The sequence below is a fragment of the Novipirellula rosea genome (assembly GCF_039541335.1).
Lineage (GTDB): Bacteria > Planctomycetota > Planctomycetia > Pirellulales > Pirellulaceae > Novipirellula > Novipirellula rosea.
In genome coordinates this window covers 186,195-211,618 of the sequence record NZ_BAABGA010000029.1, presented here as the reverse complement: position 1 = coordinate 211,618, position 25,424 = coordinate 186,195, and the positions used below count along the sequence as shown (strand labels likewise).

Below are 25,424 nucleotides of genomic sequence, written 5' to 3'. Positions count from 1 at the left end.
CCTCCACCTGCGGGTGGGTTATGATTCCGCCTACCATGCTCTCCACCATCCCCGAAACGCTGCTCGAGTTCTGCATTGAAAGCGATATGGGCGAACCACGCTCGCTGCCGATGCTGTCGGGATCCGTGATTTCGATTTCGCGGAGGTGTCCAGGCAAGATCGAACCCAACGATGATAGTTCGGTAGTGGTTCGCACGGCTGGGGGTGCGTTGGTGATGGCGGTGGCTGACGGAGTGGGCGGCTGCCCGCTTGGCTACAAAGCGTCGGCGATCGCGGTGCACTGCATCGCCGAAATGGTCGCCGCGTCGGCCCCCGATGCAGATCTGCGGCCCGCGATCCTGGATGGGATCGAAAAAGCCAATGCTGAAATCTTGGATCTTGGCATCGGAGCGGCAACCACATTGTCGGTGGTCGAGATTGTCGAGGGACGCGTTCGCGCGTACACGGTCGGCGATTCGATGACGATGATTGTGGGTCAGCGGGGATCGCTAAAGTGGAAATCGACGTCGCATTCGCCGGTCGGCTATGCGATCGAATCGGGCATGTTAGACGAGGCCGCTGCGATGACGCACGACGATCGTCATGTCGTCTCGAATCTGGTTGGATCCAAAACGATGCACATCGAAGTCGGCCCGTCGCGTCAATTGGCCGCGCGAGACCGCGTGATCTTGGCCAGCGACGGATTGTTCGACAATATGCATCTGTCCGAAGTCGTTGCCACGATGAAAAGTGGAAAACCGATCGGCTGTATGCAGCAACTGGTTCAAATCGCCAGCCAGCGGATGACTGGCAGCGATGAACAGTTGCCCGGCAAACCCGACGATTTGACCATGCTGTTGTACGCCCGCTAAGGCTGCACTGTCGCCTAGTAGACGTCGCGGACGTAACGTTTTGCTTTCGATAGGTTGGCCACGTATTGATCGGCCTGTTCTTCGCTCATGTTGCCATGCTCCGCAACGATTTGCTTTAACGTTCGATCGACATCGGCTGCCATCCGTGATGCATCGCCGCACACATAGAAGTGAGCTCCCTCGGTCAACCACTGGAACAACTCGGCCCCGTTTTCTCGCATCCGGTCTTGAACATAGACCTTCTTGTCCCCATCGCGACTGAACGCGGTATCGAGCCGCTGTAGACTTCCCGATTCGATGTAGCCTTGCAGTTGTTCTTCGTACAGAAAGTCATAGGCTTCGTGTTGATCACCGAACAACAACCAATTCTTTCCCTTGGAATCCGTGGCGACGCGTTCTTGCAAAAACGCCACAAACGGCGCGATGCCGGTTCCCGGACCGACCATGATGATTGGCACACTCGAATCGGTCGGGACCGTGAATCCGGTATGATTCGCATGCGTAAAGATTCGCAGCGACGACCCCGATTCCAAGCGATCGGTCAACATCGTGCTGGCGACTCCCTTGCGAACGCGTCCTTCACGCTCGTAAGTGACTTTGCCGACGGTCAAGTGAACCTGTTCGCCAACCGCCTTCATGCTGCTGGCGATCGAGTACAGACGAGGATTGAGCGGTTCGAGAGTTTCCATCAATTCACCAGCGGTTAGCCTAACGTCGCTCGCGAGACTCAATGTATCCAGCACGTCAAATCCATCGGGCACGCCGTCTTCGAGCAGCTTGGCCAGAGCCTGCTTGCCGGTTTCGTCCGCACAGCGACCGATCAGTTGTTCGAGCAGTTCGTCGCTGGGGTCTTTCAAGCAGCAATCTTCTTGCAATCCCAACGCGATCGGCTTGGTGTTTCCTAGCGGCGTGGTGACTTGGGCATTTGGGTCCGACTCGATCCGTGTGAGAATCTCGCTCACCAGATCACTACAATTCGAGGGGCATACGCCCAGGGCATCACCGACTTCGTACTTGATCCCCGATCCCGACAAGTCGATTTCGACGTGATGAACCGCCTTGGCGGATCCCTCTTTGTTCAAACAGCGTGACGCGAGCAGCTTGGCGGTGTAGGGAGCGGAACGCGAAGAGCCAGGGATTTCTTTTGCAACCGCGACGCCGTTCATCGCAGCGCCATTCATTGCAGCGCCGTTGGATTCTGCACCGCCTCCTTCCTTCAGCAGTTTCTTGATCATCTGCTTGGTCTCTTTGCCACCGGGGCTACACAACGACAGATTCTTTTCTGTCCCCGAGGCAATCGCTTCACTGTACGTTTGGCACAGATAGCCACACGATCCACAATCGAGCTGAGCCATCGCGGCCATCAATTTTCGGTCGAGTGGCTTGCCTTCGGCTAGACTCATCCGGTCCACGATCGGCAACGAATCATCGTGCCAAGGAAAATCCTCTTCCTCGTCGGGCGATTCGCTTGACACCGCGACGGTTTCACTGGAAAACCCCATCGCGGCAAGCGTTTCGCCTTGCTGAGTATTGGACTGAATGCCCATCATGCCGGCGAAGAAACCGTTCAGCCAAGCACGCTGTTCTTGGGAAAAAGGCGCGGTATCAGGAATCAAGCTACTCATGGTTCGGTTCTAGAAGGAGAGGGAGTTTCTTTTTCGACAATGACCGTAGTCACTTCATTTCAAACACAACTAACGGCCAACGCTTTGAGATCTTCGTCACTGGTTCGCCGAGCAAAATCGACGAACGATTCGTTGTCTTGGCGTCCTTGCAAATAGCCACCGACGATCGCCGTGATCAATGCCGGGATGTCCGAAAACGCGACCGATTCAAACAGCAGTCGGGCGATCGCTTTGCGCGTTCCCCAACCGCCACCCACATTGACGTGATATCCGTCGACCATGTCATCGCCTTGTTCCACTTGACACGCCTGCAGACCGATGTCGCCGATGTAGTGCTGGGCACAACTGTGGTGACATCCGGTGACATGAATATTGATGGGTTGATCGAGTTCGAATTGCGATTCAAGCGTCTCGGCAATGATCATCGCGTGTTTTTTGGTATCGGCCCCTGCAAACTTACAACCGGCACTTCCGGTACAAGCGACGAGTCCGGCGCGAAACGAACTGGCGTCGCAACTGAGGCCAATCAAATCTAGCTTTGCTTTCACTTCCTCGACGTCTTCGTCGCGAATATGCGGGATCAAGACGTTCTGCCAAACGGTACAACGTATCTCACCGTTACCGTAGGTCTCGGCAATATCGCTGAGCCCGCGTGCTTGATCGCTGGTGATGCGGCCGACCGGCAACACCACACCGACGTATTGACGACCGTTTTGTTTTTGCGGGTGGACGCCCACATGCGCCTGGCGGTTTTCATTGTCAGGGATCACGACAAGACTCGAATCGACTTTTCGCAGATCCCGCCCCATCTCGGTTTCGACCGCTTGAATGAACTTTTCAAACCCCCAATCATCCAGCACGTATTTCAAACGAGCTTTTTTGCGGTCGGTGCGGTCTCCGTTTTTCACGAACACGCGAACGATCGCGCCGGCGACTTCCACGCACTCCTCGGGACGTAGCAAAACGCCGGTGTCGCGAGCGAAATCTTTGTGTCCGGTGATCCCGCCGAGCGTCAATTGGAAATAGACACCCGCGGGCAGCGTTTCGTTGGCGTTTTCGTCGGTCACCTGCACCGCGTGGAAGCCGATGTCGTTGGTGTCGTCGAGCGCACTGATGCTGCCGCCGCCATCAAAGGCGATGTTGAATTTGCGTGGCAATCCATACATCTCGCGGTGGTTCACGATGTAATGATGCATCCGTTTCGCATACGGAATCGTTTCAATCAATTCGCTTGGATCGATTCCCGACAATGCACTCGCGGTGCAGTTGCGGATGTTATCGCCCCCTGAACCGAGGCTGATGATGTCGAGTTCGCGAAGCCCATACAGGATGTTCATCGCGTGATCGGCCGGGATTTCGCGAAGCTGCAGATTCGCGCGTGTGGTCACGTCGACGAAGCCGCCTGCAGATTTTTCCGATAAATCTGCCAACCCACGCAGTTGCCGCGAATGCAATACGCCCCCGGGCAATCGCATCCGGCACATAAAGCTGTTCTGAGCCGGAGCGACGAAGAACAGTCCATGGAATTTGGTCAGAAAGACATCGTCGCCTTTGGGAAATTCGTTGGCATCGGATCGAGCTTGAATCTCGTCCCACATGTCCAGCGGGTTTTTCGCCTGCTTGGCCTTCTCTTCTTTGCAGAGTTTTTTGCCAGCGGCAATACAGTCGGCTTGGGCTTGCAGTGCGATCCGTTCAGGCCCGACCGGCAGCACTTTGCCGTCGACGGTTGCAGCGCCACCGCCAACGGTGACCGAGTTCCCCGAAGGACCCGCGACACAGTTGCTAACCATCGGCAATCGGTTCACCGCGCGTGCCACGTCGGCACCGAATGCGAATCCGGCGATGTATTGTTGTTGCTCTTTGCTAAATGGTTTCTCACTCATGCTCGTTCGATCCTTACGGCACAGTCTTTGTAACTGGGTTGACGGCTGTGGGGGTCAAAGTGTCCCAGCGTTAGTTGGTTGGTGGCTTCGTAATGCATTGGCATAAACGCGTGTCCTGGTTTCACGGTGGGTGTCACCATGGCCGTTGCCAGCAGGCTGCCGCGACGTGATTGAGCACGGACTTGGTCGCCGTTTTCGACGCCCATCGCCGCTGCATCCTCAGGATTGATCTCGATATACGCTTCGTTGGGATACAGTTTGCGAAGCACCGGACTTTTGTTAGTGCGAGTTTGTGTATGCCATTGGCTGACCGTGCCACGGCCGGTCATCAACAGCGTCGGGTATTCCGCGTCCGGGGCTTCGGGCATCGCGGTCACATCGTCGACGACCAAGCGAGCGCGACCATCGTGGTGATAGAAACGGCCATCGGCAAACAGACGACGTTGTTGTTCCGGTTGGAAATCGCCTTCGGCATCCGCTTCGGTCCATGGCCACTGGACACCGCCGCAGCGATCAATTTGTTCGTAGCCTTGGATCCCGGTGATGTCACAGGGTTGATCTTCACTCGCCCGTTGCATGATGCGAAACACCGCTTCGGGATCAGTCCATTCCGCGAACATCTCTTCCACGCCCCAATACGATGCAAGCGCACGAAAGATATGGAAATCAGCCAGTGCTTTGCCGGGCGCGCGACGCACTTTCTTCAGGACGCCGTAGCGACGTTCGCTATTGATGAACGTGCCGGACTTTTCCCCCCAACCGGCGGCGGGCAGAATCAAGTCCGCATGTCGAGCCGTTTCGGTGGTGTGATACATGTCTTGAACGACGAGGAAATCGAGCCGATCGAGTAGGTTGCGAGCTTCGCTCTGGTGAATCCAACTGTGTGCGGGGTTCGTCGCGATCACCCACAATCCACGAATGTCGCCGCGGCGAATCCCATCCATAATCCCGTCGTAGGACCAACTCGGTTCGGTCGGGATTCGTTCCGGATCAATTCCTAGACTGCTGGCGACTTTTTCACGATCCGCCGAGTCCTTGAAATCGTGGTGCCCGAAGAGGTTAGTGGTGTTGCTCCATAATCGTGACCCCATCGCGTTGCATTGGCCGGTGATGCTGTTGGCCCCCGTTCCCGGTCGGCCGATATTGCCGGTGATCAAGGCAATATTGATGATCGCTTGTGCGGTTCGTGTGCCTTCATAGCTTTGGTTGACACCCATCGTCCACCACAGCGACACCGCTTTTCGTCGCCCAATTGTTTCAGCCGTCTGGCGAATCGCATCGGCCGAAATACCGGTCATCGGAGCGACCGCGTCGGGTGTAAACCGGCTAACGTGCTCGCAAAGTTTTTCAAACCCTTCGGTATGATTGTTGATGAATTTGCGATCCACACATTCGCACGCGATCAAGTGATTGGTGATCGCGTACAACAACGCCAAGTCACTTTTGGGACGAATTTGCAAATGCTGAGTCGCCGCCATCGCACTTTCCGTACGACGAGGGTCGATCACGATGATTTCAGGATCGTTCTGGTTCCGTAGCACACGTTCCCACATGATCGGATGGCCGATGCAAGGATTGGCACCGATGAAGACCATGCAATCGCTTTGCTCGAAATCGTCGTAGGTGAACGGCGGTGAATCGAACCCGAATGATTCCTTGTATGCAGTTGCCGCGGTGGCCATGCATTGACGTGTATTACCATCGCCATGCTTGATCCCCATCCCAAATTTTGCCAACGCTCCTAGAAACGCCATCTCTTCGCAGGCGATTTGTCCCGTGCTCAAGAATGCGACCGAATCGGGGCCGTGTTGACGTTGGATCCCTTTCATCCGGGTCGTGAACAATCGCAAAGCATGATCCCACGACACCGCGGCGAATTTGCCGTCAGAGCCGCGAATCAACGGCTCCGTTGCACGGTCCTCTGAATCAAGCACCCGCAACGCTTCCCAACCTTTCGGACACGCCATGCCGAGATTGACCGGGTATGACGTTTCCGGAGTCAATCCGACCGCTTCCTCGTCACGCAAGTGCAGTCGCAATCCGCATCCGGTCGAACAGTATCCACATACCGCCGTCGTAGTCGCGTCGGCTTGCATCGACTCGTGGGTCATCCCGAGTCCGTGATCTCCCGGGTGCAGCAGTAATTCACGCGTCATCTTGCCATCGTGCTTACGCAACAGTTTTGGCAAGAGTGACCGCGGTGACATTCCGTTGGCATTGGGCGTTGGCTGAATCATCGGAAAGTTCCTGGCATCCGGTCGTAAACCACACTCATGAAATACAGCAGTCGTTCGGCAATCTCGCCGCCAATCACAATCAAGCTGGCGACGATCGCAATCGCCGCCGCAGTCCAAGGGGAAACGAACGTTGCCGCCGCGGCAACACACAACAACCCCAAGCTCGCATGGGCCGCCAGCATCCGAGAACGTGCAAGCCGCGATAGTGATTGACGCACCAAGCGGCGTGAACGACGATCGTAAACATCGCCTCGCCCGTTTGGATTCAAATGCACGCTCCACTCCCAAGCGGCTTTGCCAGCCAGCGTGATCAACCCCAAGATCGTGATCGCCACGCAAACAAAACGGCTTTCACCACTGAGGATTAAAATGGGCAGTACACTGATCGCTCCGGCAACCACGGCGGTTCCCATGAAGCGAATCAACGTTCGCGAGCTTCGCCAAATTTGCCGGCGCGTCGCGATGTAGATCATGGCGCTGCTGAACAGCCCCGCCGCGCCGACGATGATCGCCATCACAAGAGTCAAATTTGCGGCCCACGCGGGGATCCACTGCGAAATCGATTGCGGCAGGTAATCACGAAACACTGGCATCCAATACAATGCGGTCGCGGCGGATAGCAATCCCATGTACTTGCCCAGCACGACGGCTTCGCGACTGAGCCAGCTCGTTTTTAAGCCTAGAAAGACTCGCCACGCTCGCAGCGGTTGACCGAGGTGCAGCGAGGCGATGTTCAATCCGACGCCGCCAATCAGCAGGGCGACAAGCAATATGGATCGTGTGGCGATGACCGAGTGATCGTGTCCCGAAACCCAAGCCAATGTCGCAGCGAAACGCTCGATGAAAATCATTCCCACCGAAACTTGGGTGGCAACCAACATCACCGCCAATGGCCAATGGCTTTCGGCAACATGATCCACCCCGATGTCTTGGGGTGCAGCGTTCTCTGCAATATCACGGTATTCGGTGCGGTAGTTCGTTGTCGGTTTGGTGATCGTCGATACAGGAGCGCCCGCTGCGATGCGGTCGTCGGCGGCGAATTCGGTTTCGGCAATATTGACCACCGCGATCGAGATGGCTTCGTTTGGACACGCTTGCACACATGCGGGAGCTTCACCAGCGGACAAGCGTTGGTGGCACATGTCACATTTGCGGACGATCCCGAGACGCTCGCTGTACTGAGGCACCTCGTACGGGCACATCATCGTGCAGTATTTACAGCCGATACACTGGTCATCCAAGTGACGGACGATTCCCGTCTCTGAATCCTTTTCGTAGGCTTTGACCGGACATCCGCTCAAACATCCTGGGTCCTCGCAGTGATGACAGGCGGTGGTGACGTGTTGGATTCGCGGCGATTCAAGCTCACCAATCGTCAGCGTACCGACACGCCGCCAACTCTCGTCTTCGTCCAATCCGTTCATCGTGTGGCACGCGACCACACATGCTTTGCAACCACTGCATTGATCCAGATCGACGTCGAACGAGTACTGTTGTCCCGGCCCCGGTGGTGAAGCGGGCATCAGACTGCGGTAGTATCGTGCTTGTGCCGGTGCCACACTCGCGTCGCTGTCATGTGCGGAACTGAATTGTTCCACGGCCGAAAGCGACTGCTGCTCGGCCAGCAATTGCTCGACCAAGTCAGGTGACGACTGAACGATAGGGAGTGCGATGGACATGATTAAAACAACAACACAGTGACGCTGGTGATTGCGTCGGATTCATAAAAGGGGATTGCAAGACATCCTTGGATTGGGGTGGCGTCCTCGTCGAAGTGTCGCCCCGATCGCAGAATCGTTGGATTTTCCGACACCGTGGCTCCACCGTGCTCACACGCCAACGCAGGAATGCCCGAGTTCGCTGGCATCGGAGTGCCGATTCCTAGCTCGATCGCCGGGTCGGAGTAGCTGGCGGATTCAAGGGTGTAGCCGCCGTCCGCGTCGGCTCGCCAAACTTCAAAGCCGCGCGCCATCGGAGTCGCTTTGCTGCTGAGCAGCAGCACCGAAGCGACGTAGTTTTCGCCAGCAACCGGAATCCCGATTGCCGTCTCTAAAGTCCCAGCACTTGCCCCCGCCGCACGCAAAAATCCGCTGTGATTGGCGAGATCTTCGTGGATGATCGAACGCAGCGAATTCCAAACTTGCCCTGGTAATCCCGATCCCTTTTCAAAACGAACAAAGGACGAGACGTTTTGGAAACGTGCTAGATTGCCATAAAAACCCGAGCTTAATGCAACTTCTTCGTGGATCCCCACCGGCGACCAGACTTCAAACACGCCTGGCGTTTGGTCGTCTGCCTTGGTTGCCAAGACGACGATCGAAACAATGACCTCACAGCGATGGACCGGAAATGCGATGGCCGCGCCCGGTGCCTCTTGCTGCAATGTGACCACGCGAGCGGTTCCGGTTTGCAGACACTCGATTGCCAAACGATCAAGTTCGGATTCACCTTCGTTACCGACACAGCGGTTGTCATCGACATCGTAGGTACGAACATCGCACAAGAATGCGTTGGAGAGCTGACTCGGCAGGACTAAGCACATACGGAGTCCTCCTCGTTCACGTTTTCTGTTTTCTTGGCTTCATGCTCAGCAACCTCTTGCTTTAACTTTTTGTGGTCTTGTTCCTCTAAGAAACGAAGCAATTTTTCTCGGTAATCGTAGTACTCGGGATGCTCGAGCACCTCGGTGCGAACACGGGGACGATCAAACGGAATATCGAAAATGGCACCAACGGTCGCACGGGGACCGTTGGTCATCATCACGACGCGGTCGCTCATAAACAGAGCCTCGTCCACATCATGGGTAATCATCATCGTGGTCACTTTGTCTCGCATCAGTATCTCAAGCAGAATTTCTTGCAGTTCCATCCGCGTCAGCGAATCGAGCATCCCGAACGGCTCGTCAAGCAAAAGCATTTTGGGTTTCAAAGCAAACGCACGTGCAATGCCGACACGTTGTTGCATGCCTTGGCTTAGATCCGATGCACGCGTGCGTAAGTTGTTGCCCAGACCGACGAGCGACAGGTAATACGCGGACAGATCGTGTCGCTGTTGCTTAGTCGCATGCGGGTAAACCTGGTCGACACCCAAAAGCACGTTTTCGATCGCGGTCATCCACGGCATCAGACAGGGCGACTGGAACACGATTCCGCGATCGGGTCCGGGACCATCAATCTCATGATTCGCGACCACAACGCCGCCGTCGGTGATATCACAGAGTCCCGCAACCATCATCAACACGGTGCTCTTGCCACAACCAGAGTGCCCCAGCAGACTCGCGTATTCACCCTGCTTCATGTTCAAGTTAAAGTCTTCGACGATAACCGCAGGACCTTTCAACGTGTCATACGTCTTGCCGAGACGAAACATTTCTACGTAGCCAGCCATTTTCTTTTCCGTTTCGTTATTACTTAGCCGGTGTATTGACGATCAAGCGATGAGGCTTCGTCAAACTGACAGGTTCGATGTCGGGTAGTTCAAACTTGGGCGCGGTCGAAACAGCTGCTTCGTCGGTACGCGACTTTTGGCGAACGGCAACCAAGTAATTGGTCACGGCGTTTCGCAGCCCTTTAAAACGCTCGTTGTGGTTGAGTGCCGATTTGTCACGTGGACGGTCGAGTTCGACCGTGAACATCGGACCTAGCGAAGCACGCGGGCCTGGGTTCAAAGCAACAATCCGATCAGCGACCAAGATCGCTTCGTCGACATCGTTGGTGATCATCAAACACGTTTGACGCTCCTCTTCCCAAATCTTCAAAATCTCTTCTTGCAGCACGCTGCGGGTTAACGCGTCGAGTGCGGAAAGCGGTTCGTCCAGCAGTAGGACTTTGGGTTTCATCGCCAACGTGCGTGCCAACGAGGTGCGTTGCCGCATACCGCCGGACAATTCATGAGGATGGCGATGCGCCGCGTGAGAGAGCCCGACCATCTCGATGAACTTTTCCACGTGGTCGCGGCGTTCTCCTTTGCCCCACGTGCGAAACACACTATCAACCGACAACGCGATGTTGCCGCGAACGGTCAACCACGGCAGCAGCGAGTAGTTCTGAAACACCAAACCGCGATCGGGCCCTGGGCCGGTGATCGGTTCGCCTTCCATCAAAATTTCGCCACTGTCGGGCTGGATCAGTCCCGCCAACAATTGAGTAAAAGTGGTCTTTCCACTGCCTGAAAAACCAACGACCGCTAGAAACTCGCCCTCGCGGATATTCAGATTGATGTTCTGCAGGACTTCGTTGCGAGTCACCCCACTGCCGTACCCCTTCGATACGTTTCGCATCGTCAGAATCGGGTTTGGCGGCGAGTTGTCCAGTCGTGTATCAATTGCTGGATCCGCAAGAATGGCGACGCTCATCGTTTCTCTCGTTCGTTCGTGAGTAAGGTCTTCGGAAAAATAGGAACCTTGGTGTCCTAGCCCGCGACCGGGTTTCCGAAACTAACCATGTTGCGTAAACAAATCATGATGCGATCAAGCACCAGTCCGATCAGACCGATGATCAAAACGCTAAATGCGATACGTGCATACGTGGTGCTGCTGCCGTTTTGGAATTCGTCCCAAACGAATTTGCCCAGCCCTGGGTTTTGAGCCAACATGTCCGCCGCGATCAGCACCATCCATCCGACACCGAGACTGATTCGCAATCCCGCGAACATCAGTGGCAAACTTGCTGGCAAGATGATCTTGAATAACTTTTGCGACCAAGTCAGCTTCAACACGCGAGCAACGTTCAGGTAATCCTTATCCACGCTGGCGACACCCAAGGTGGTGTTGACCAGCGTCGGCCATAGCGAGCAGAGTGAAACGGTAACAGCGGAGATCAAGAACGCTTTTTCAAAAAACGTCTCTCCCGGTTGTGAATTGCTGTATGCCCAAATGATCACGAGACTGGCCAACGGCAACCACGCTAGCGGGCTGACCGGTTTGAACATCTGAATCGCCGGTGTTAACGCGGCGTTGAACCAGGGGCTCATGCCACACAGCACGCCCAGTGGAACCGCGATCAAGGTCGCGATGGCAAACCCAAAGAAAACGGTCTTCAAACTGGTGAAGATTTGGTCGATAAAAGTCGGAGCACTCGAAGGGACATAGTTTGCCGCTTGAAGTGCTTTCTTTTTGTAGATCAACGCGTTGGCGAGCAAGGTTTCCTTGTCGCTGGCCGATGCGGCGATCGCTTGATTTTCCAGTGACTTGGCTTGCACCATGAAACTGATCGCCTCGGCAAGCATTTCATCCTTTTTGACACGATCTTCGGCGCGTTGTGCAAAGTGCATCGAAAACAAGTCGGCACCGGCTTGCCACGTCGCTGATGGACTAGGCAACTGCATGCTTTCCGTGACCACCGTTTTTGCCGCCAACGACCAGGCACCGATGAACAAGGCGATGGCGACGATCGGCAGCAAAACGAATTTCGCAATTCCTTTGAACTGCTCTTTAGGATCTTCGCCCGCAGCGAGCCGCACGAAGGGCTCGAAGATCGGCATCCCCGAGACGTTGCAAAGCTTTAAAGCGGTTCCACGCCAATTCATTTTTTCTCTCGATAACAGTAGTTGTGTGATGTAAATCTCGCTGACCGCTCCGCGATCGTGCTAGACACAGTGGACTTTGTTGATGAACCGTTGCTTGGGATTTTGAACAAGATTCACTACGGTCAAGCTCTGGTTTGCATCCCGCGATGCGATCCGCGTTAGTGATTTCGGATCCGCCCCCCTCTCTCCCCCGCAACTGGCTACGTGGCGGGGGAGAGAAGACAGAAATGCCAAAGTGAATCACCAACCGTGTGGTCACGGTTATTCGTTAAAGCTTTGTGGGCGGGGCGTCAGCAGAGTCGCCGTCTTTGTTGCCAATCACGAAGCTGTTGATATAGCCAATCGGATCACGAGCATCGTAGGTGTTGCCGTCGATGAATTCGTTGGTCGCCGGTCGATAGCCGTCGTAGTCGCTCGCGGGAATTTCTTCCGTCGAAACTTTGCCTTCGGCTACCAACATCGCAGCGGCCTTGCGGTAGATCTCCGGCTTGTAGACCTCTTTTGCGGTTTCTTCGTACCACTCGGCCGGCTTACTTTCGGTGATCTGCCCCCAGCGACGCATTTGGGTCAGGAACCAAATGCAATCGCTGTAATGCGGATAGCTGGCGTGATGATTGAAGAACACATTGAAATCAGGCATCGGGCGAACATCGGTCTTTTGAAAGACAAAGGTGCCCGTCATGCTTTTCTTGATCAACTCTTCGTCGGCTCCGACGTAATCTTTGCCACTGAGAATCTTGGCCGCTTCCTGACGATTGGCCAGCTTGCCATCGGCATCGGTTTCATCAAGCCATTTGCCTGCTCGAATTAACGCTTTCACGACCGCGATGTGAGTGTTCGGATACTTCTCGTTCCACTCCGCAGAAACTCCGAACACCTTTTCTGGATTGTTCTTCCAGATGTCGTAGTTGGTCGTCACTGGGACGCCGATTCCCTTGGCAACCGCTTGCTGGTTCCATGGTTCGCCGACGCAGTAACCCAGGATCGTCCCCGCTTCGAGGGTCGAGGGCATTTGGGGCGGTGGCGTGACCGACAACAATACGTCGGCGTCAACCATCCCAGTGATATTGTCTTTGTTGTAGAAGCCAGGATGAATCCCAGCGGCTGCCAACCAGTAACGAATCTCGTAGTTGTGCGTGCTGACGGGGAACACCATCCCCATGTTAAAGTCTTTGCCGTCTTGCTTGTAACGATCAACAATCGGCTTGAGCGATTTTGCCGAGATTGGATGCGGCGGCGTTGGCGATTTCAAGCTCTCGTCGTTCTCTTGCATCTGGCTCCAGATCTCGTTGCTGACCGTGATGCCGTTTCCGTTGTAGTCCAAGCTGTAAGCGGTAATGATGTGCGCTTTGGTGCCAAATCCGATCGTCGCCCCGATCGGCTGGCCAGCGAGCATATGAGCGCCATCGAGTTGGCCGTCGATGACGCGGTCCAGCAAAACTTTCCAGTTCGATTGAGCTTCGATCTCGACGTTCAAGCCTTCGTCCTGGAAGTACCCTTTCTCTTTGGCAATCACAAGCGGTGCACAGTCGGTTAGCTTGATAAAGCCAAACTTCAGTGACGGTTTTTCGATGTCTAACAATTCAGCGACGACGGCATTTTCAACGACTGACGCGCCATCGGATGTAGTATCTTGCTGCACCTTCGCAGCGGCGGCCTCCAGGTCCTCCAGCGTAATCTTCGATCCTCCACAGCCAGCGGTCGTCAACAGTAACAACGCAGTCAAGGAACACACGGCCCCACCGAGGCCAAGATTTTGGAAAGATCGATAGAGAGTTGCGGAAGGCATAAAAACAGACCTGGACGGTGCGCCGTCGGAAAAAGTGGAAGAGCGATAAGGGGGAGGGATACACACGCAAGGCAGCCATCCGGTGCGTACGATCGGGTACTGCCGGGGGCTGCGTCGCCGTCTGCAGTGTTAGGCAACAAATGGGCCAACCGCCTGTCTCGCCAGGGGGACACCGGAGCTAAGGTGGGATAACTCGCGATAAGACCGTGATTGCGGGATCCAGAATCTCGGTAGCGTCTTTGGTTTTCTCGAAAATACCAGTTTTTGTATTCTGAGTATCAGTTTTGGATCAGCTTAGAATGTCAGCAGTTGCCTATTTGTTAAGCATGGCCAACCCATTCCAGGCGTATGAGGGCGCAATAGAGGCCCGCTAATCATGATCGTCCCGTTTGTATGGCTGGCAGGGATACGGGTTGAACTTCCCCTGTATCAATGGTGTCGTTTGGGATCGTTCGTCCGGATTGGTGCGATCGATCGCATTTTAAGTGCCAGCCATTTATTGCAGGTCCCACCCCTTTGGGATGCCGATGGCAGCCATAGTCTCGATTTGCTGGAGACGGTAAGGGGTTGGCGGGAATGAGGAATTCTCACCATGAATGATGTTCTTGTTGATGCGGAAAACGCATCGACGAAGCGCGGGAACGCATGCTGCAAATCCGTGGCTCCTTACTTTGGTTTTGCAAAATATCATTCACTGGGGAAGGACCCTCATCATGATGACGCTCCCAAAACGACGTCGTTCACGTGCCGCACTGTTGGCGGCACTGTCGACCTTATTCACACTCAATGCGGCTCAGGCGGATCCGTATAACAATACTGGCATCTTGGATTCGGCGACGGAAACCGTCTTTGTCGAACCGGCCGTCCGAGTCGTTAGCGATACCGTCGACACCGCAGCCGAAGCGATCGCGCCGGACGAGGCTGCACCGCTGTCGGACACCGCGGTTTACCCCGAAGCGTTGCCAGCCCCCGCCGACGACACGTCGGCACCCTGCGGATGCTGTAACAGCACCTGTTGCAAAAAGCAACAACGAGACGCCGCGACCGAGAAGATGAAAAAGGCCTACGGTGGGGTATTTTACGCGAACGATTTCAGCTATTTGAATGACCCTTGCTACAACGGCCCCTCGTTTTTTGGCGATTCACTCAAAGGCCTCGCCGATGGCAAGCTTGATCTTGGTGGCGAAGTTCGCGTTCGCTATCACGACGAAGATGGGATGCGTGGACTTGGATTGACCGGACGCGACGACGAATTCTGGTTGACTCGCTTGCGTCTGTTCTCGGACTACCGCATGAACGACTACATTCGTTTGTATGGTGAGTACTTGTACGCCGATTCGGGAGGCGAGTTTTTCGACAACCGCCCGATCGAAGAGAATCGTGGCGAGATCCAGAACTTGTTCGCCGACGTGAACTTGTTCTCTGACGGATCCAGCAAACTGACGGCACGCGTCGGTCGCCAAGAATTGCTCTACGGCAACCAGCGGTTGATTTCGCCATTGGATTGGGCCAACACCCGGCGCACGTTCGAGGGTGGACGCTTGTTGTACTCCAACGAAGATTGGAACGTGGATGGATTCTTTGTTCATCCCGTCAATCGCAACGCGGCAACGGAGAGCAAGATTGATGACGCCAACGAGAGCGTCGATTTCTTCGGCACCTACTTGACCCGCAAAGGGTTAGATATCGGCACCTTGGATATGTACTATCTCGGGCTCGATGACAGTACTAACAATTTTGACTACCACACGCTGGGATCTCGCGTTGCCGGCAGCAATGGCGATCTGCTTTACGAATTCGAAGGCGGTGTGCAGTTCGGTTCCAACAGCAACGGCAGCAGCCACGATGCTGGATTCTTCACCGGAGGATTGGGACGCAAACTAAAAGTCGCCGATTGGAAGCCCACCGTTTGGTTCTGGTATGACTACGCCTCCGGTGGCGACGCCGACTTTGTCGCTCGCGGTGATGACGCGTTTGATCACCAATTCCCGCTGGCCCATAAATACAACGGTTTCATGGATTTGTATGGCCGTCGTAACCTTCACGACATCAACATGCAGTTCATCACTCCGGTGCTTGGCCCCAACGTCAATCTATTGGTTTGGTACCACTATTTCCTGCTTGATACGTCGACCACGCCCTACGGCGTGACGATGCAGCCGTACAATACGACCGCATTGGCCGAAGACAAAGAACTCGGACACGAGATCGACGTCGCCATCAACGTCAATTTAAACCCGCGTAGCAGCATGCTGATTGGCTACTCGCGTTTCTTTGCCGGCGACTACTACGACGAAACTCCAGGCGTGTTGTCCAACGAGGATGCCCAGTTCGTCTACACCCAGTTTCAAACGCGTTTCTAAACCACCAACCGACCGGTTGGAAACGATAAACGCCGCTTGATCAATCAAGCGGCGTTTTTTGGGTGAGCCGTGGGCCACGAGGCAGCGGGCAGCGGGTTGGGCGGCATCTCTAACAATCACGTACGCACCGCGAATCAACGATTCTTAGTGAACGGCGATGGTGAGCCACCCGTCACGCGAATCGATGTGATGGGCACGGTATTGGCGTCCGCGAATCGCTTCGATTTCAACGGTCTGAGGGACCTCGATCTCACGCTGCAAAAGCGACTCGGGAAAGACTTCGTCAAAGCGTTTTTGAATCGTTCGCTTTAGTCCTGCTTGGGAAACACTCAACCGTTTACGTCCGGGGAAGTCAACATTCACATCGGCATCACGGATCAAAATGGCGTGCCCTTCGGGCGTCATCGCGGGCCGGTAGGTGGCGGTGATTTCCATCGGCACCTTTAATTCGCGTTCGCCTTGGGCAAACCGAGTTCCGCGAACCCCAAAACGAATGGCGCCGTCGCGTGCTTCAAAGACGATCGGTTGCAATCGAGCAAAATCGATTTCAAACGGCGGCTCAGCGTCTTCGCTCTCTTTCTTTTCAACCGGTCGGCCTGACTCGGCCAACAAGTCGTTGATCATTGCTTCGTTGACGGTTCGTCCGGCCAAGAAAGGGCCCAACGCATTATCCACTACGGATTCTTGGATTTGAATCGCAGCGTCATAGGCAACCGAGATCGGCGGCCGCGAGACGGTTGTCGAAATCTGGTCATTGCGGCGCAACGTCGTGTCGACAAACAAGGCGTCGTCGGTCGAGCCCCATAGTCGAGCTGGATCGACAAGCGACAATCGGTTTAATGTGGGAGCGATTTTTTGCGAGATGTTTGGCGTCTCCATCCCACTGGCTTCGCGAGTTTGCTGGGCAAATTCTTCGCCCACCTGCTGCCGCATTCGTTCGACGGCGATGCGGTCAGCTTTGGGTTTCTGCTCGGCAGCCTTCTTTCGTGCGATGCGGCGAACCAGTTTCAACTTGTGTTCGATCGCTGTAATTTCGGTATTTAAAGAAGCCGTCGCAAAAGCGGGGTCCATCGTTACCCCCGACTCGTTGATGTTCAACGTGCGAGTCGCGGAAACCTGAGCATTGCCTGTGGTGCGAAGTTTCACAGGGCCGTTGTATCCGGTGCTGCGAGTGGAGACATCCGCGTTCAGCGAGACTTGGATTCTCGCCGCGCCGATCGAAGGCAAAAGATTGGCAGTCACAAAGCCGGTCGTGTAAGCTTCGCCAATGATCCGTGTTCCCAGGATACAGTCGCGGATTGGACGTGACCGATTGACGTCACGATTGACCGCTTGTTGGATTGCGGATTCACCGACAAAGATGGCGACGTTGGGACGCCCAAAGACTTCGCGAATCGATGCAACGACGCCGCGGACTTGTTGCGACTCTTCGAGCAGCGATACCAGTGCGGAGAGTGCCGCCGCGTCTTCGGCCGAAGGGATTTGGTCCATCGCCTCGATTCGCTCCGCCAACGATTCGAGTTGCTTGCCGAGCTGCTCGGCCGCTTTCTCGCCGTCACGGAATCGGATGGCCGCGAGCAATTTTTCGATCGAGCTGCGAAGCCGTGTCAACGAGCTCATTTCGAGCCCTTCGATGTTTCCGATCAGACGAAAGCGTACATCGATCGCAGATCGTGCGACATCCGACAGCGAGTCCGATTGCAACGCCTCGGACAGCGGAGCGAGATCAAGGTAATCCAGCCATGCTTGGCCATTGCTCTGCGAGCGTTGCGCGAGCATGAACTTCCGCACCGCATCAATCTTTTCAGTGACGTCTTGTTTCGCCAACTCCAAATCGGGAAATCGATCCTCGGTGATCTGGCTGGCGTCATAGCGAATCTGGGACACTAATCGTGCCCGATCGCTATCGGAAAGTTGCGCCGCCGATTCACTCGGAAAATAGGCCTGGGCACCGAGCAAAGCGGCGAAACAGACCGTGCGGAGAAGAATAAACGGATGTGAGCTGAGCTGTTGCAATCCCATTGCGTACCACGGTTAGTCTGGGGGTTTTGGGGTGGATTTGAGCCCTATTGTAAGTCCCCGGCATCGTTAGGGTGAGAGGGCGCCCCCGACAAAAACTAGCTCTTTTCCAGATCCAGCACTCCTGACCATCCCGCCGGTGGCGATTGTCCCTGACGCGCCATTTGGCCCAAAATTCGCTGGCTCGGGCGATCACGGTCGGCAATACAAGCAAAGGCCTCACTTGCCACGCTCCAATCGCCCTCGATAAATGCCTCGAGTCCGCGTTGGTACGTCGCCAGATCACCGTCTTTGAGCGATTCACTGGCGAGGCTGAGCTCGTAAATATTCACTGGTTGGATCAGGCCAGCGGGTCGCACTCGGGCCAATCGCCGCGTCACAATCGGCGACTCAAGGCCGTCGATCGCTCCGTGATCGGTACGATTGCCGTCGATCGCCCCGCGATCATTGCGTCTCATCTCCATCAGACTCGTGGCCGTGGGTTCATCGATGATCGTTTGCACCCCGAATTGCTTCGTCAGCCCCTCCAAACGACTAGCGAGATTCACGACCGGTCCGAACGCGGTGACTTTCACCTGATCGATGGTTCCAATTTGCCCCGCGACGGCATTGCCCGTCGCGATCCCGATGCCGTGTTGAAAGTGGTGTCCGCTCTCGCTCTCTCCCATTTCATTAAGCAACGTGAGTTGACGACGAATTTGAATCGAGGCATTGGCCGCTCGGACGACATTGTCGGATTGCGCGATTGGCCAGCCCCAAAACCCCATCGCAGCATCGCCATGGAAATCGCCGATCACGCCACCGCAATCGAGGATCGCTCGGGTCATGACGCCAAGCGACTCGCTGACTTGGTTTAACAGTTCCAGCAGATGGTCGGATTGTTCTTCACTTTTTTGAGTGAACCCCCTTAGATCGCAAAACATGACCGACAAATTCGCCTCGCGCGGCCGCAGCACTTCGGCCGGATCTTGATTGGCCAGGGCATCCATCACGATCGGTGCAAAGAATTGTCGCATCGATGCTTGGCGTCTTTCCAAGCGGCGAGTTTGCCGCAGGTTGGCAACCATCGATCCAACAAGTTCGGCAAACTTCAAATCGTCTTGCAGCGCGTCGGGCGGGGTCGCATTTTGGTCTCGCGGATCAAAATGCCCATGCGTCGCGGATTGACCGGTGACGTAGATCGCCCAGCCACGACAGGCAACGCTTCGCAGCGGAACACAGAACGCCCAATCAACACCTTCGTTCGTCGTGAATCCGCTCTGCGCCGCATCGTGCGGGGACCAGACCTGCAACACGCTCTCGCGATTTTCGATCGCCGAGCGTGCCAGCCGCGCACTGACTTGTGCCGAATCGTATTCAAACCCGCGGCTATCGTAATGCAAAATTCGGACGGGCCGGTCCGCTCGCGGACGGCTACGATTTTCGGTTGCCGCGTCGTCTTCGAGTGCGACGACGGCCACTGCGGTTGCCGCCGGTGTGGCCTGCAGCAAGACGTTGGTCATCCGCACCAACAACTCCTCATCGGTCTCGCTGCTGGTGATCAAATCAGGCAAACGACTCAGCATTTCGATCCGCGAATTGGCATCGCGAAAATGACGGCGCCGCAAAACGGTGTAGTCGTAGGCGTGCTGGGTAACATTCTCGCTGGATGGCAATTCCGAGGCCCCCGGCCGATTGACCACCGTGAAGGTGGTTTCCCCAATAACAAAATGTTCTCCGACCGTCAGTTTAAATTGGGGCGATTGTCGTCCGCGATAGAAGACAGGATTGCGAGCATGCACATTCTGAATGATTTCGATTTGATGATCCAAATGCACTTTGATCCGCGTATGACGTCGCGAGATCATTGAATCCCAGGGGACGTTCCAATCGCTGTCGGCACGTCCCAGCAGAATCTCGCGACCGGAAGCGGCGTCCGGTAGTGCACGCCGCCAACGCTGTTGGTCTTGAGGCCCTTGAGCGATTAAGTCCGCCACAGCTTAGCTTTGAGTGCGATGAGAAATTAAGAAGTCGATCGTCAATTCACGAGCCTTTTCATTGTTCATCAAGAAACTATGCAGCACAGGCACGGTGTAAAACTGCTCCGCTCCGTCGAGTTGAGCTTCCTCCACGCTGACGACAAAATCACTGGCTCCGTCGACAAGCGGGTTTTGAATAGGGTTCGAGGAAAGGTCACCAGCGACAATTGCAAATGGAAACGGCGGTGTCGCCAACCGGTCTGCGAACGCTTGCCACTCACCTCCCAGCTCGCGACAGCCTTTGCCGGTGATGACGTCAAAGATCCCAGCGGCATTGATTCGCCGAGCGATCGCGGCGCCTTGGTTCGGTGGCCCCAACATGACCATCGACTCACATCGCGGCAATAGGTTCTTGGGATCTCCGTCTCGTTGTAGATCCCCGATCAGATGCCGCGTGACAATGTTGCCCATGCTGTGTCCAACAAAGCTGATACGAGTGTCCTCGGGTAACCCTTCGAGCAGTTCGCGAAGGGCTGCGGCGTGGTCGCCAATCGAACAACGTGTGCTGGCGTAAGAAAATCGAATGATCTCGGCGTCGTCGGTCGCCCTCAGATCCTTTTCTATTTGCATCATCGAATGATGCGTTCGCATCAAACCGTGCAGCAGAATGACCACGCGTTCGCAGTTGGGTGCGGGAGAGGCTTTTGCAATCTGCTGGGCCAAACTGGTTTCACAGTGCTGGCGAGTCCCCCAGGTGATGCGAGTGTTATCTCGAGCCAGCAAACGCCAATGCCCCGTCAACGCATTTTGCTGAATGCGGTGTCCATCGCCCCACGCATGGTCGGTCCAAACCTGGGTCCCCCCGGCCGTCTTGTTCAGGAAGGCCATTGGCGAGGAAGGCGTCGCCGGAGTTTCATCATCGGTCGACGCTTCGGCGATCGGCGGATCCGTAGGTGATTGAGATCGCACGAGATTCGATTCCTGAGAAAGAAACAACAGAGCTAGGAGGCAGAAAATTCGCATGATCGTCGTTCGGGGATGAAAGAAAAAGCGAGTGATAAGCCTAAAGAGACCGCCGCAGGCCAATCACTTCGCAATTCTTCGAGAATTCTCATGCAATTCGAAAGGTCGTGGAACGTGCTACTTCCTACTTCTTTTCCTCTATCTGCTTTTCCTCTATCTGCTTTTCCTCTTCTGCTTCGCTGTTTTTCACAGCAGCTTGCTCCGCGTTCGTTTTCTTGGCTGCGGGGGCTTTGATCACGGCAGGCGGCTTTTTGCCTTGAGGGACAAATCGCATGGAGATCGAGTTGACGCAGTGGCGAGTGTTTTTGGCAGTGAACCGCTCGCCTTCGAAAACGTGGCCGAGATGCCCCTGGCAGTTACTGCAGACAATTTCGATCCGCACGCCATCGGCATCCAAATGTCGCTGGACCGCCCCTTTGATCTCATCATCAAAGCTGGGCCATCCGCAATGGCTCTCAAATTTGCTATCGGATTTGTATAGCGGAGCATTGCATTGGCGGCAGATATAGAGCCCGGGGTCCTTCAAGTTGGTGTATTCCCCGATTCCCGCTCGCTCGGTTCCCTTGTGCAGAATCACATAAGCTTCGCGTTCGCTGAGCGGATTGAAAGCAAACGGAGCATCCGCCGCCTCCGTCGTTTCGGCTCCCGCGTCGTTTTGGAGCTGGGTGGAGGCATTGTCGGCCGGGTCGGCGGGAGCCGAGACGAAAGTCGCGGCAGTTTGCGGCGAGCCAGCCGATTCTGTGCTTGCGGCATTGTGGTTGGCGGCATCGCCGTTGGGCAGCGACGTGGTCGTTTCGCATCCAGCGAAACATCCGGCCAAAAGGAGGGGGAAAATGGCAGGCAGTCTCAAGCGAATTCTCCTACGAGCGAATCATTAGTCATTTCGGTGTGAGATCGGATCTCCGATCGTTCTCCATTCTAGCCGCGAAATAGCTCGATGGGTCCCCCCTTTTTAGCCGCCCATTGTCGGCACGGCTCTCCAAGCCGATGGCGTTCCTTCACTCGCAGCAAGACCGCTTCATCGGCAACCCGTTCATTGCGACCACTGGTGCACCAACGGCGAGCAATTCGTCTCTCGCGGATCGGAGGCATCTATGCCCCTCCTACTATGCCCATCCTGCAATGCTTGCAAGGCAAAATCTTTTAGGGAAGCCACGGAAAGTGTGGTAGGCTGGTTCCCCGATTTTGCGTTTCGATCCGCGTGCAACAGCGACGGCTCAACGCGACTCCGCTCTCTTCATTGCATATTGGGGCACCCAAGGCATGAACACTTCTTCTTCTCACAGCGGCACAAGTCCTTTGTCGACACGTTGGCTGGGCGTCTACCGCGATGGGCGACTGTACACTCAGCCTCGCGGCCGCTACGCACCACGCGAGGCGATCGAGGACTTTTTATCGAGCCGGTTAGCCGTGATCGATCTTGATTCCGTTCGTCCTACTGCGGCCGAGTTTCTGCGAATCATCCGGCGTGAACTAAAAATCAACTTCTTTTCGTTCAACACGCAATCGAATTACCGTAGCTATCTGAAATCATTTTTACGTTGGTTTGGCAACGCACCGCACGCGATTACCCGCGAGCACGTTCGTGATTACCTCGCATACTTGGTAGATGCTGGCCTTGATTCGTCCACCGTTTCGGGGCACTTGTCAGCGATCCGCACGATCTTTGACAAAATGTGTTTTCGCGAGATCACGCTCGGGATCGCCACCCCCCGAAAACCGAAACGCAAGCCGGTCATCCTCAGCACGGCCGAGGTCCAGCGACTGCTGCAAGCGACACCCTCGCTGCGAGACAAACTTTGCTTGGGGTTGATGTATGCGACCGGGATGCGGGTCAGTGAAGTCGTGCGACTTCGCTATCGCGACATTGATTTTGATCGCGGCATGATCAGCGTTTGGCAAGGCAAAGGGCGCGCCGATCGATCGGTCACATTGCCCAACAGCTACCGGCCACTGCTGAAAAGTCTCGGCGATCAGCACGACGCATCGGAGTATGTTTTTCCGAGCGAGAAACGAGGCCGCCATCTGTCGCCACGAACGGCCGAGCGGATGATGGCCCGGGCGGTGAATATTGCGGAAATCAAAAAACACGCCACCCCGCATACCCTCCGTCACTGCTTCGCCACGCACAGTTATGAAAACGGCTGCGATATTCGCCGTATTCAACGGGCGCTGGGGCATGTGAATTTAGAAACGACGACGATCTACGTCCACATTGCCCGCCCGGGCGAAGGCATGTTGCCCAGTCCGCTGGACCAAATCGAGTCGTCCGCCACTCCAGATCCGACCGCGTCGATCGATGCCAAGTTGCCGTCAAAGCCGATCAAAACTCGCGAACGCAAACGGGCCGGAATTCTCAGGTTGCATTTCAAGCCCGAGTACGATTTGGCAGGCGAATTGTTGTCGAGTCGGGTCACGATCGCCGTGCAGAACGGGGATCGTCCAATTTACTTTACGGGCATCACTGCGACGATGGAGCGACCAGGATTTGTGACGCTATCGATTCCGCCTGAGGAGCAATGGAGTGACTCACTTCGCTGGCTCACAAGAGAACAGCAAGAGCGGTTTGCCACTGCGGAATTTTTTACAATGCTACAAATGCAGATCACCGGTCGGTATTTGAGGCTCCCTCAACGCTCGCCACCGAAGTAAGCGGTTGCTGAATGTTGCAACGGCAAGCTCCGGACAAGACCGTCGTGATCGCAAACAAGCTGGCTGCGGTTTCGCACAGAGGGCAACAGGGAGCTGGAACCCCATTCCACAAAGCGAACAAATTTTGCAGCAACCAGTAATACCTCGTCAACAAAAATGGATTAAAATCAAGGAAATTAAAAACGAGACTCCAGCGTGGGATCTCCTCCCCCATAAAGTACGACACCGAGTCGTACATAACTCCGTTGTCCGCTCCAGAACCATGCCCAAACCCACTGGAGAATACCACCGAGACGCCAGTGATTGCCTGTGCTTCGAGATGTTCGACGTTGACTCCACTGACTACCCCAAACTCGTAGCTCGAATCGTCGAGCACTTCGGGTTGAAACCAACGTCCGATCTCGTGATTGGCCCCGACCAACTGATCGGCGGGTACTCGTGTGGCAACTGCTCAATCGGTCTGGACTGGGACAATTGGTCTGGCTTCTTCGTGACCGCGCACACACCTGAGGCCGAGCCATTGGTTAAATCTATCGGCACGTTTCTCTCTAATGGCTGACCGCAGTGGGCGGACAACATGGTTTTTACGCTAGGCCTTCGGCACACCTTGGCTCTTTGGCAACGGGCCATGGCCTTGGTACAATCTTTTGTAGTTCAGACATCGTTCGCTTCGTTCAGGGCGGTGTCGTAAAAACCTTCCGTTACCCGCCCGCTAGTCACTTGGTCGTGGCAGCCTTCTGCCGCAGTTTTGGCCGTTCCGATGGCTTAATCGCCAACGACTTGTAAACCAGATTCTGGAGTAACCCAACGCCCTTTTTCCGGCCGTCATCGGCCAACACGTAAATGAACGACAGAGGTATTTCAAAAAATCCAGCCAGCGTTTCCATCTTGGTTGACGACAGCTTTCGTCGCCCGTTTTCAACTTGGCTGATGAAATTGACTGTCACTCCCAACGCGTTCGCAACTTCTTCTTGCGTTACATCCTTCGCCTCGCGAAGTTCGCGAATTGCGTTTCCGATATCCACTTCTTGTACTTTCATGATTCCGTCCTTATTTAACGAAACAGGTCAATCAACTTGCCAACAGACGCGCCAACAGCTCCAATTCGATCGACACCGCGAATCACACGATCCAAAAGCGATCGGTGTTCCGGGATCGGCAAATTCAGGAGCTCCAGCATGCAGTCCTCAAGTTCATTTTCAACGTAGGTCAGCAAGTGGTCGGTATCAGTAAACCCAGACTTGTCTGGTGCTTCACGATACTCCTCCATGTCCACCAGCAATTCTTCAATGCGCTGTCGTACGGGATTCATATTGTCTTTCCCTCAACTCGTTAACGTCCATGAAATAATGAACGTGACGCAGTCCAACCACGCCAAAACCGCTACATTCACAACGATACGCAAGGATTGACATATTGTCAAGGGTCGCCGCAGGCGGGTAACATGGTTTTTACGCTAAGGCCGCTCTCATTTGGAGACTCGTTCGGCCATGAACGT

At 55.2% G+C, this 25,424-nt stretch carries 19 protein-coding genes; 4 read left to right on the top strand and 15 right to left on the bottom strand.

The window, feature by feature from the left end:
- Positions 1-35: 35 nt before the first annotated feature.
- Positions 36-851 (top strand): PP2C family protein-serine/threonine phosphatase, encoded by an 816-nt coding sequence (locus tag ABD971_RS10760; protein WP_339939963.1) that lies wholly within the window; start codon positions 36-38, stop codon positions 849-851.
- A gap of 14 nt (positions 852-865) precedes the next feature.
- On the opposite strand, the gene ABD971_RS10755 is transcribed toward ABD971_RS10760, so the two are convergent.
- The 9 genes from ABD971_RS10755 to ABD971_RS10715 all read right to left on the bottom strand — a co-directional run bounded on the left by ABD971_RS10755 (position 866) and on the right by ABD971_RS10715 (position 13,839).
- Positions 866-2,476 carry a sulfite reductase subunit alpha gene (locus tag ABD971_RS10755; RefSeq protein WP_345321899.1) on the bottom strand — a complete coding sequence of 537 codons (1,611 nt, stop codon included), beginning with the start codon at positions 2,474-2,476 and terminating at the stop codon, positions 866-868.
- A 59-nt stretch (positions 2,477-2,535) separates the two neighbouring features.
- On the bottom strand, positions 2,536-4,359 hold the full coding sequence (locus ABD971_RS10750; RefSeq protein ID WP_345321897.1) for a NirA family protein: 1,824 nt from the start codon (positions 4,357-4,359) through the stop codon (positions 2,536-2,538).
- A complete protein-coding gene (locus tag ABD971_RS10745; RefSeq protein WP_345321895.1) occupies positions 4,356-6,596 on the bottom strand; it encodes a molybdopterin oxidoreductase family protein in 2,241 nt (746 codons plus the stop codon). Before ABD971_RS10745 ends, ABD971_RS10750 begins: the two co-directional genes overlap by 4 nt.
- Positions 6,593-8,275 carry a DmsC/YnfH family molybdoenzyme membrane anchor subunit gene (locus tag ABD971_RS10740; protein WP_345321893.1) on the bottom strand — a complete coding sequence of 561 codons (1,683 nt, stop codon included), beginning with the start codon at positions 8,273-8,275 and terminating at the stop codon, positions 6,593-6,595. The genes ABD971_RS10745 and ABD971_RS10740 overlap by 4 nt, the downstream gene beginning before the upstream one ends.
- 2 nt (positions 8,276-8,277) lie before the next feature.
- On the bottom strand, positions 8,278-9,138 hold the full coding sequence (locus ABD971_RS10735; protein ID WP_345321891.1) for a GAF domain-containing protein: 861 nt from the start codon (positions 9,136-9,138) through the stop codon (positions 8,278-8,280).
- Positions 9,129-9,983, bottom strand: coding sequence for an ABC transporter ATP-binding protein (locus ABD971_RS10730; protein WP_339939953.1), 855 nt, complete (start codon positions 9,981-9,983; stop codon positions 9,129-9,131). The genes ABD971_RS10735 and ABD971_RS10730 overlap by 10 nt, the downstream gene beginning before the upstream one ends.
- Positions 9,984-10,002: 19 nt before the next feature.
- On the bottom strand, positions 10,003-10,950 hold the full coding sequence (locus ABD971_RS10725; protein ID WP_345321888.1) for an ABC transporter ATP-binding protein: 948 nt from the start codon (positions 10,948-10,950) through the stop codon (positions 10,003-10,005).
- 56 nt (positions 10,951-11,006) lie between these two features.
- Entirely contained in the window at positions 11,007-12,122 is a 1,116-nt protein-coding gene (locus ABD971_RS10720) for an ABC transporter permease (protein ID WP_345321886.1), read from the bottom strand.
- A gap of 268 nt (positions 12,123-12,390) precedes the next feature.
- Positions 12,391-13,839 carry a CmpA/NrtA family ABC transporter substrate-binding protein gene (locus tag ABD971_RS10715; RefSeq protein ID WP_345322141.1) on the bottom strand — a complete coding sequence of 483 codons (1,449 nt, stop codon included), beginning with the start codon at positions 13,837-13,839 and terminating at the stop codon, positions 12,391-12,393.
- 785 nt (positions 13,840-14,624) lie between these two features.
- Here ABD971_RS10715 and ABD971_RS10710 point away from each other — a divergent pair.
- Positions 14,625-16,274 carry an alginate export family protein gene (locus ABD971_RS10710; protein WP_345321884.1) on the top strand — a complete coding sequence of 550 codons (1,650 nt, stop codon included), beginning with the start codon at positions 14,625-14,627 and terminating at the stop codon, positions 16,272-16,274.
- 144 nt (positions 16,275-16,418) lie between these two features.
- Here ABD971_RS10710 and ABD971_RS10705 read toward each other — a convergent pair whose 3' ends face one another.
- From ABD971_RS10705 to ABD971_RS10690, 4 genes are all read right to left on the bottom strand, one after another.
- Positions 16,419-18,296, bottom strand: a complete 1,878-nt coding sequence (locus tag ABD971_RS10705) for a hypothetical protein (protein ID WP_345321882.1) — start codon at positions 18,294-18,296, stop codon at positions 16,419-16,421.
- A gap of 95 nt (positions 18,297-18,391) precedes the next feature.
- Positions 18,392-20,269 (bottom strand): adenylate/guanylate cyclase domain-containing protein, encoded by a 1,878-nt coding sequence (locus tag ABD971_RS10700; protein WP_345321880.1) that lies wholly within the window; start codon positions 20,267-20,269, stop codon positions 18,392-18,394.
- A gap of 3 nt (positions 20,270-20,272) precedes the next feature.
- A complete protein-coding gene (locus ABD971_RS10695; RefSeq protein WP_345321878.1) occupies positions 20,273-21,220 on the bottom strand; it encodes an esterase/lipase family protein in 948 nt (315 codons plus the stop codon).
- Positions 21,221-21,398: 178 nt separating this feature from the next.
- Entirely contained in the window at positions 21,399-22,124 is a 726-nt protein-coding gene (locus ABD971_RS10690; protein ID WP_345321876.1) for a methionine-R-sulfoxide reductase, read from the bottom strand.
- 413 nt (positions 22,125-22,537) lie between these two features.
- On the opposite strand from ABD971_RS10690, the gene ABD971_RS10685 reads away from it, so the two are divergent.
- A complete protein-coding gene (locus tag ABD971_RS10685) occupies positions 22,538-23,926 on the top strand; it encodes a tyrosine-type recombinase/integrase (RefSeq protein WP_345321874.1) in 1,389 nt (462 codons plus the stop codon).
- 4 nt (positions 23,927-23,930) lie between these two features.
- Positions 23,931-24,485, top strand: coding sequence for a hypothetical protein (locus tag ABD971_RS10680; RefSeq protein WP_345321872.1), 555 nt, complete (start codon positions 23,931-23,933; stop codon positions 24,483-24,485).
- A gap of 157 nt (positions 24,486-24,642) precedes the next feature.
- Here ABD971_RS10680 and ABD971_RS10675 read toward each other — a convergent pair whose 3' ends face one another.
- Positions 24,643-24,966 (bottom strand): helix-turn-helix domain-containing protein, encoded by a 324-nt coding sequence (locus ABD971_RS10675; RefSeq protein WP_345321870.1) that lies wholly within the window; start codon positions 24,964-24,966, stop codon positions 24,643-24,645.
- 14 nt (positions 24,967-24,980) lie between these two features.
- Positions 24,981-25,238 carry a hypothetical protein gene (locus ABD971_RS10670; protein WP_345321868.1) on the bottom strand — a complete coding sequence of 86 codons (258 nt, stop codon included), beginning with the start codon at positions 25,236-25,238 and terminating at the stop codon, positions 24,981-24,983.
- Positions 25,239-25,424 lie beyond the last annotated feature (186 nt).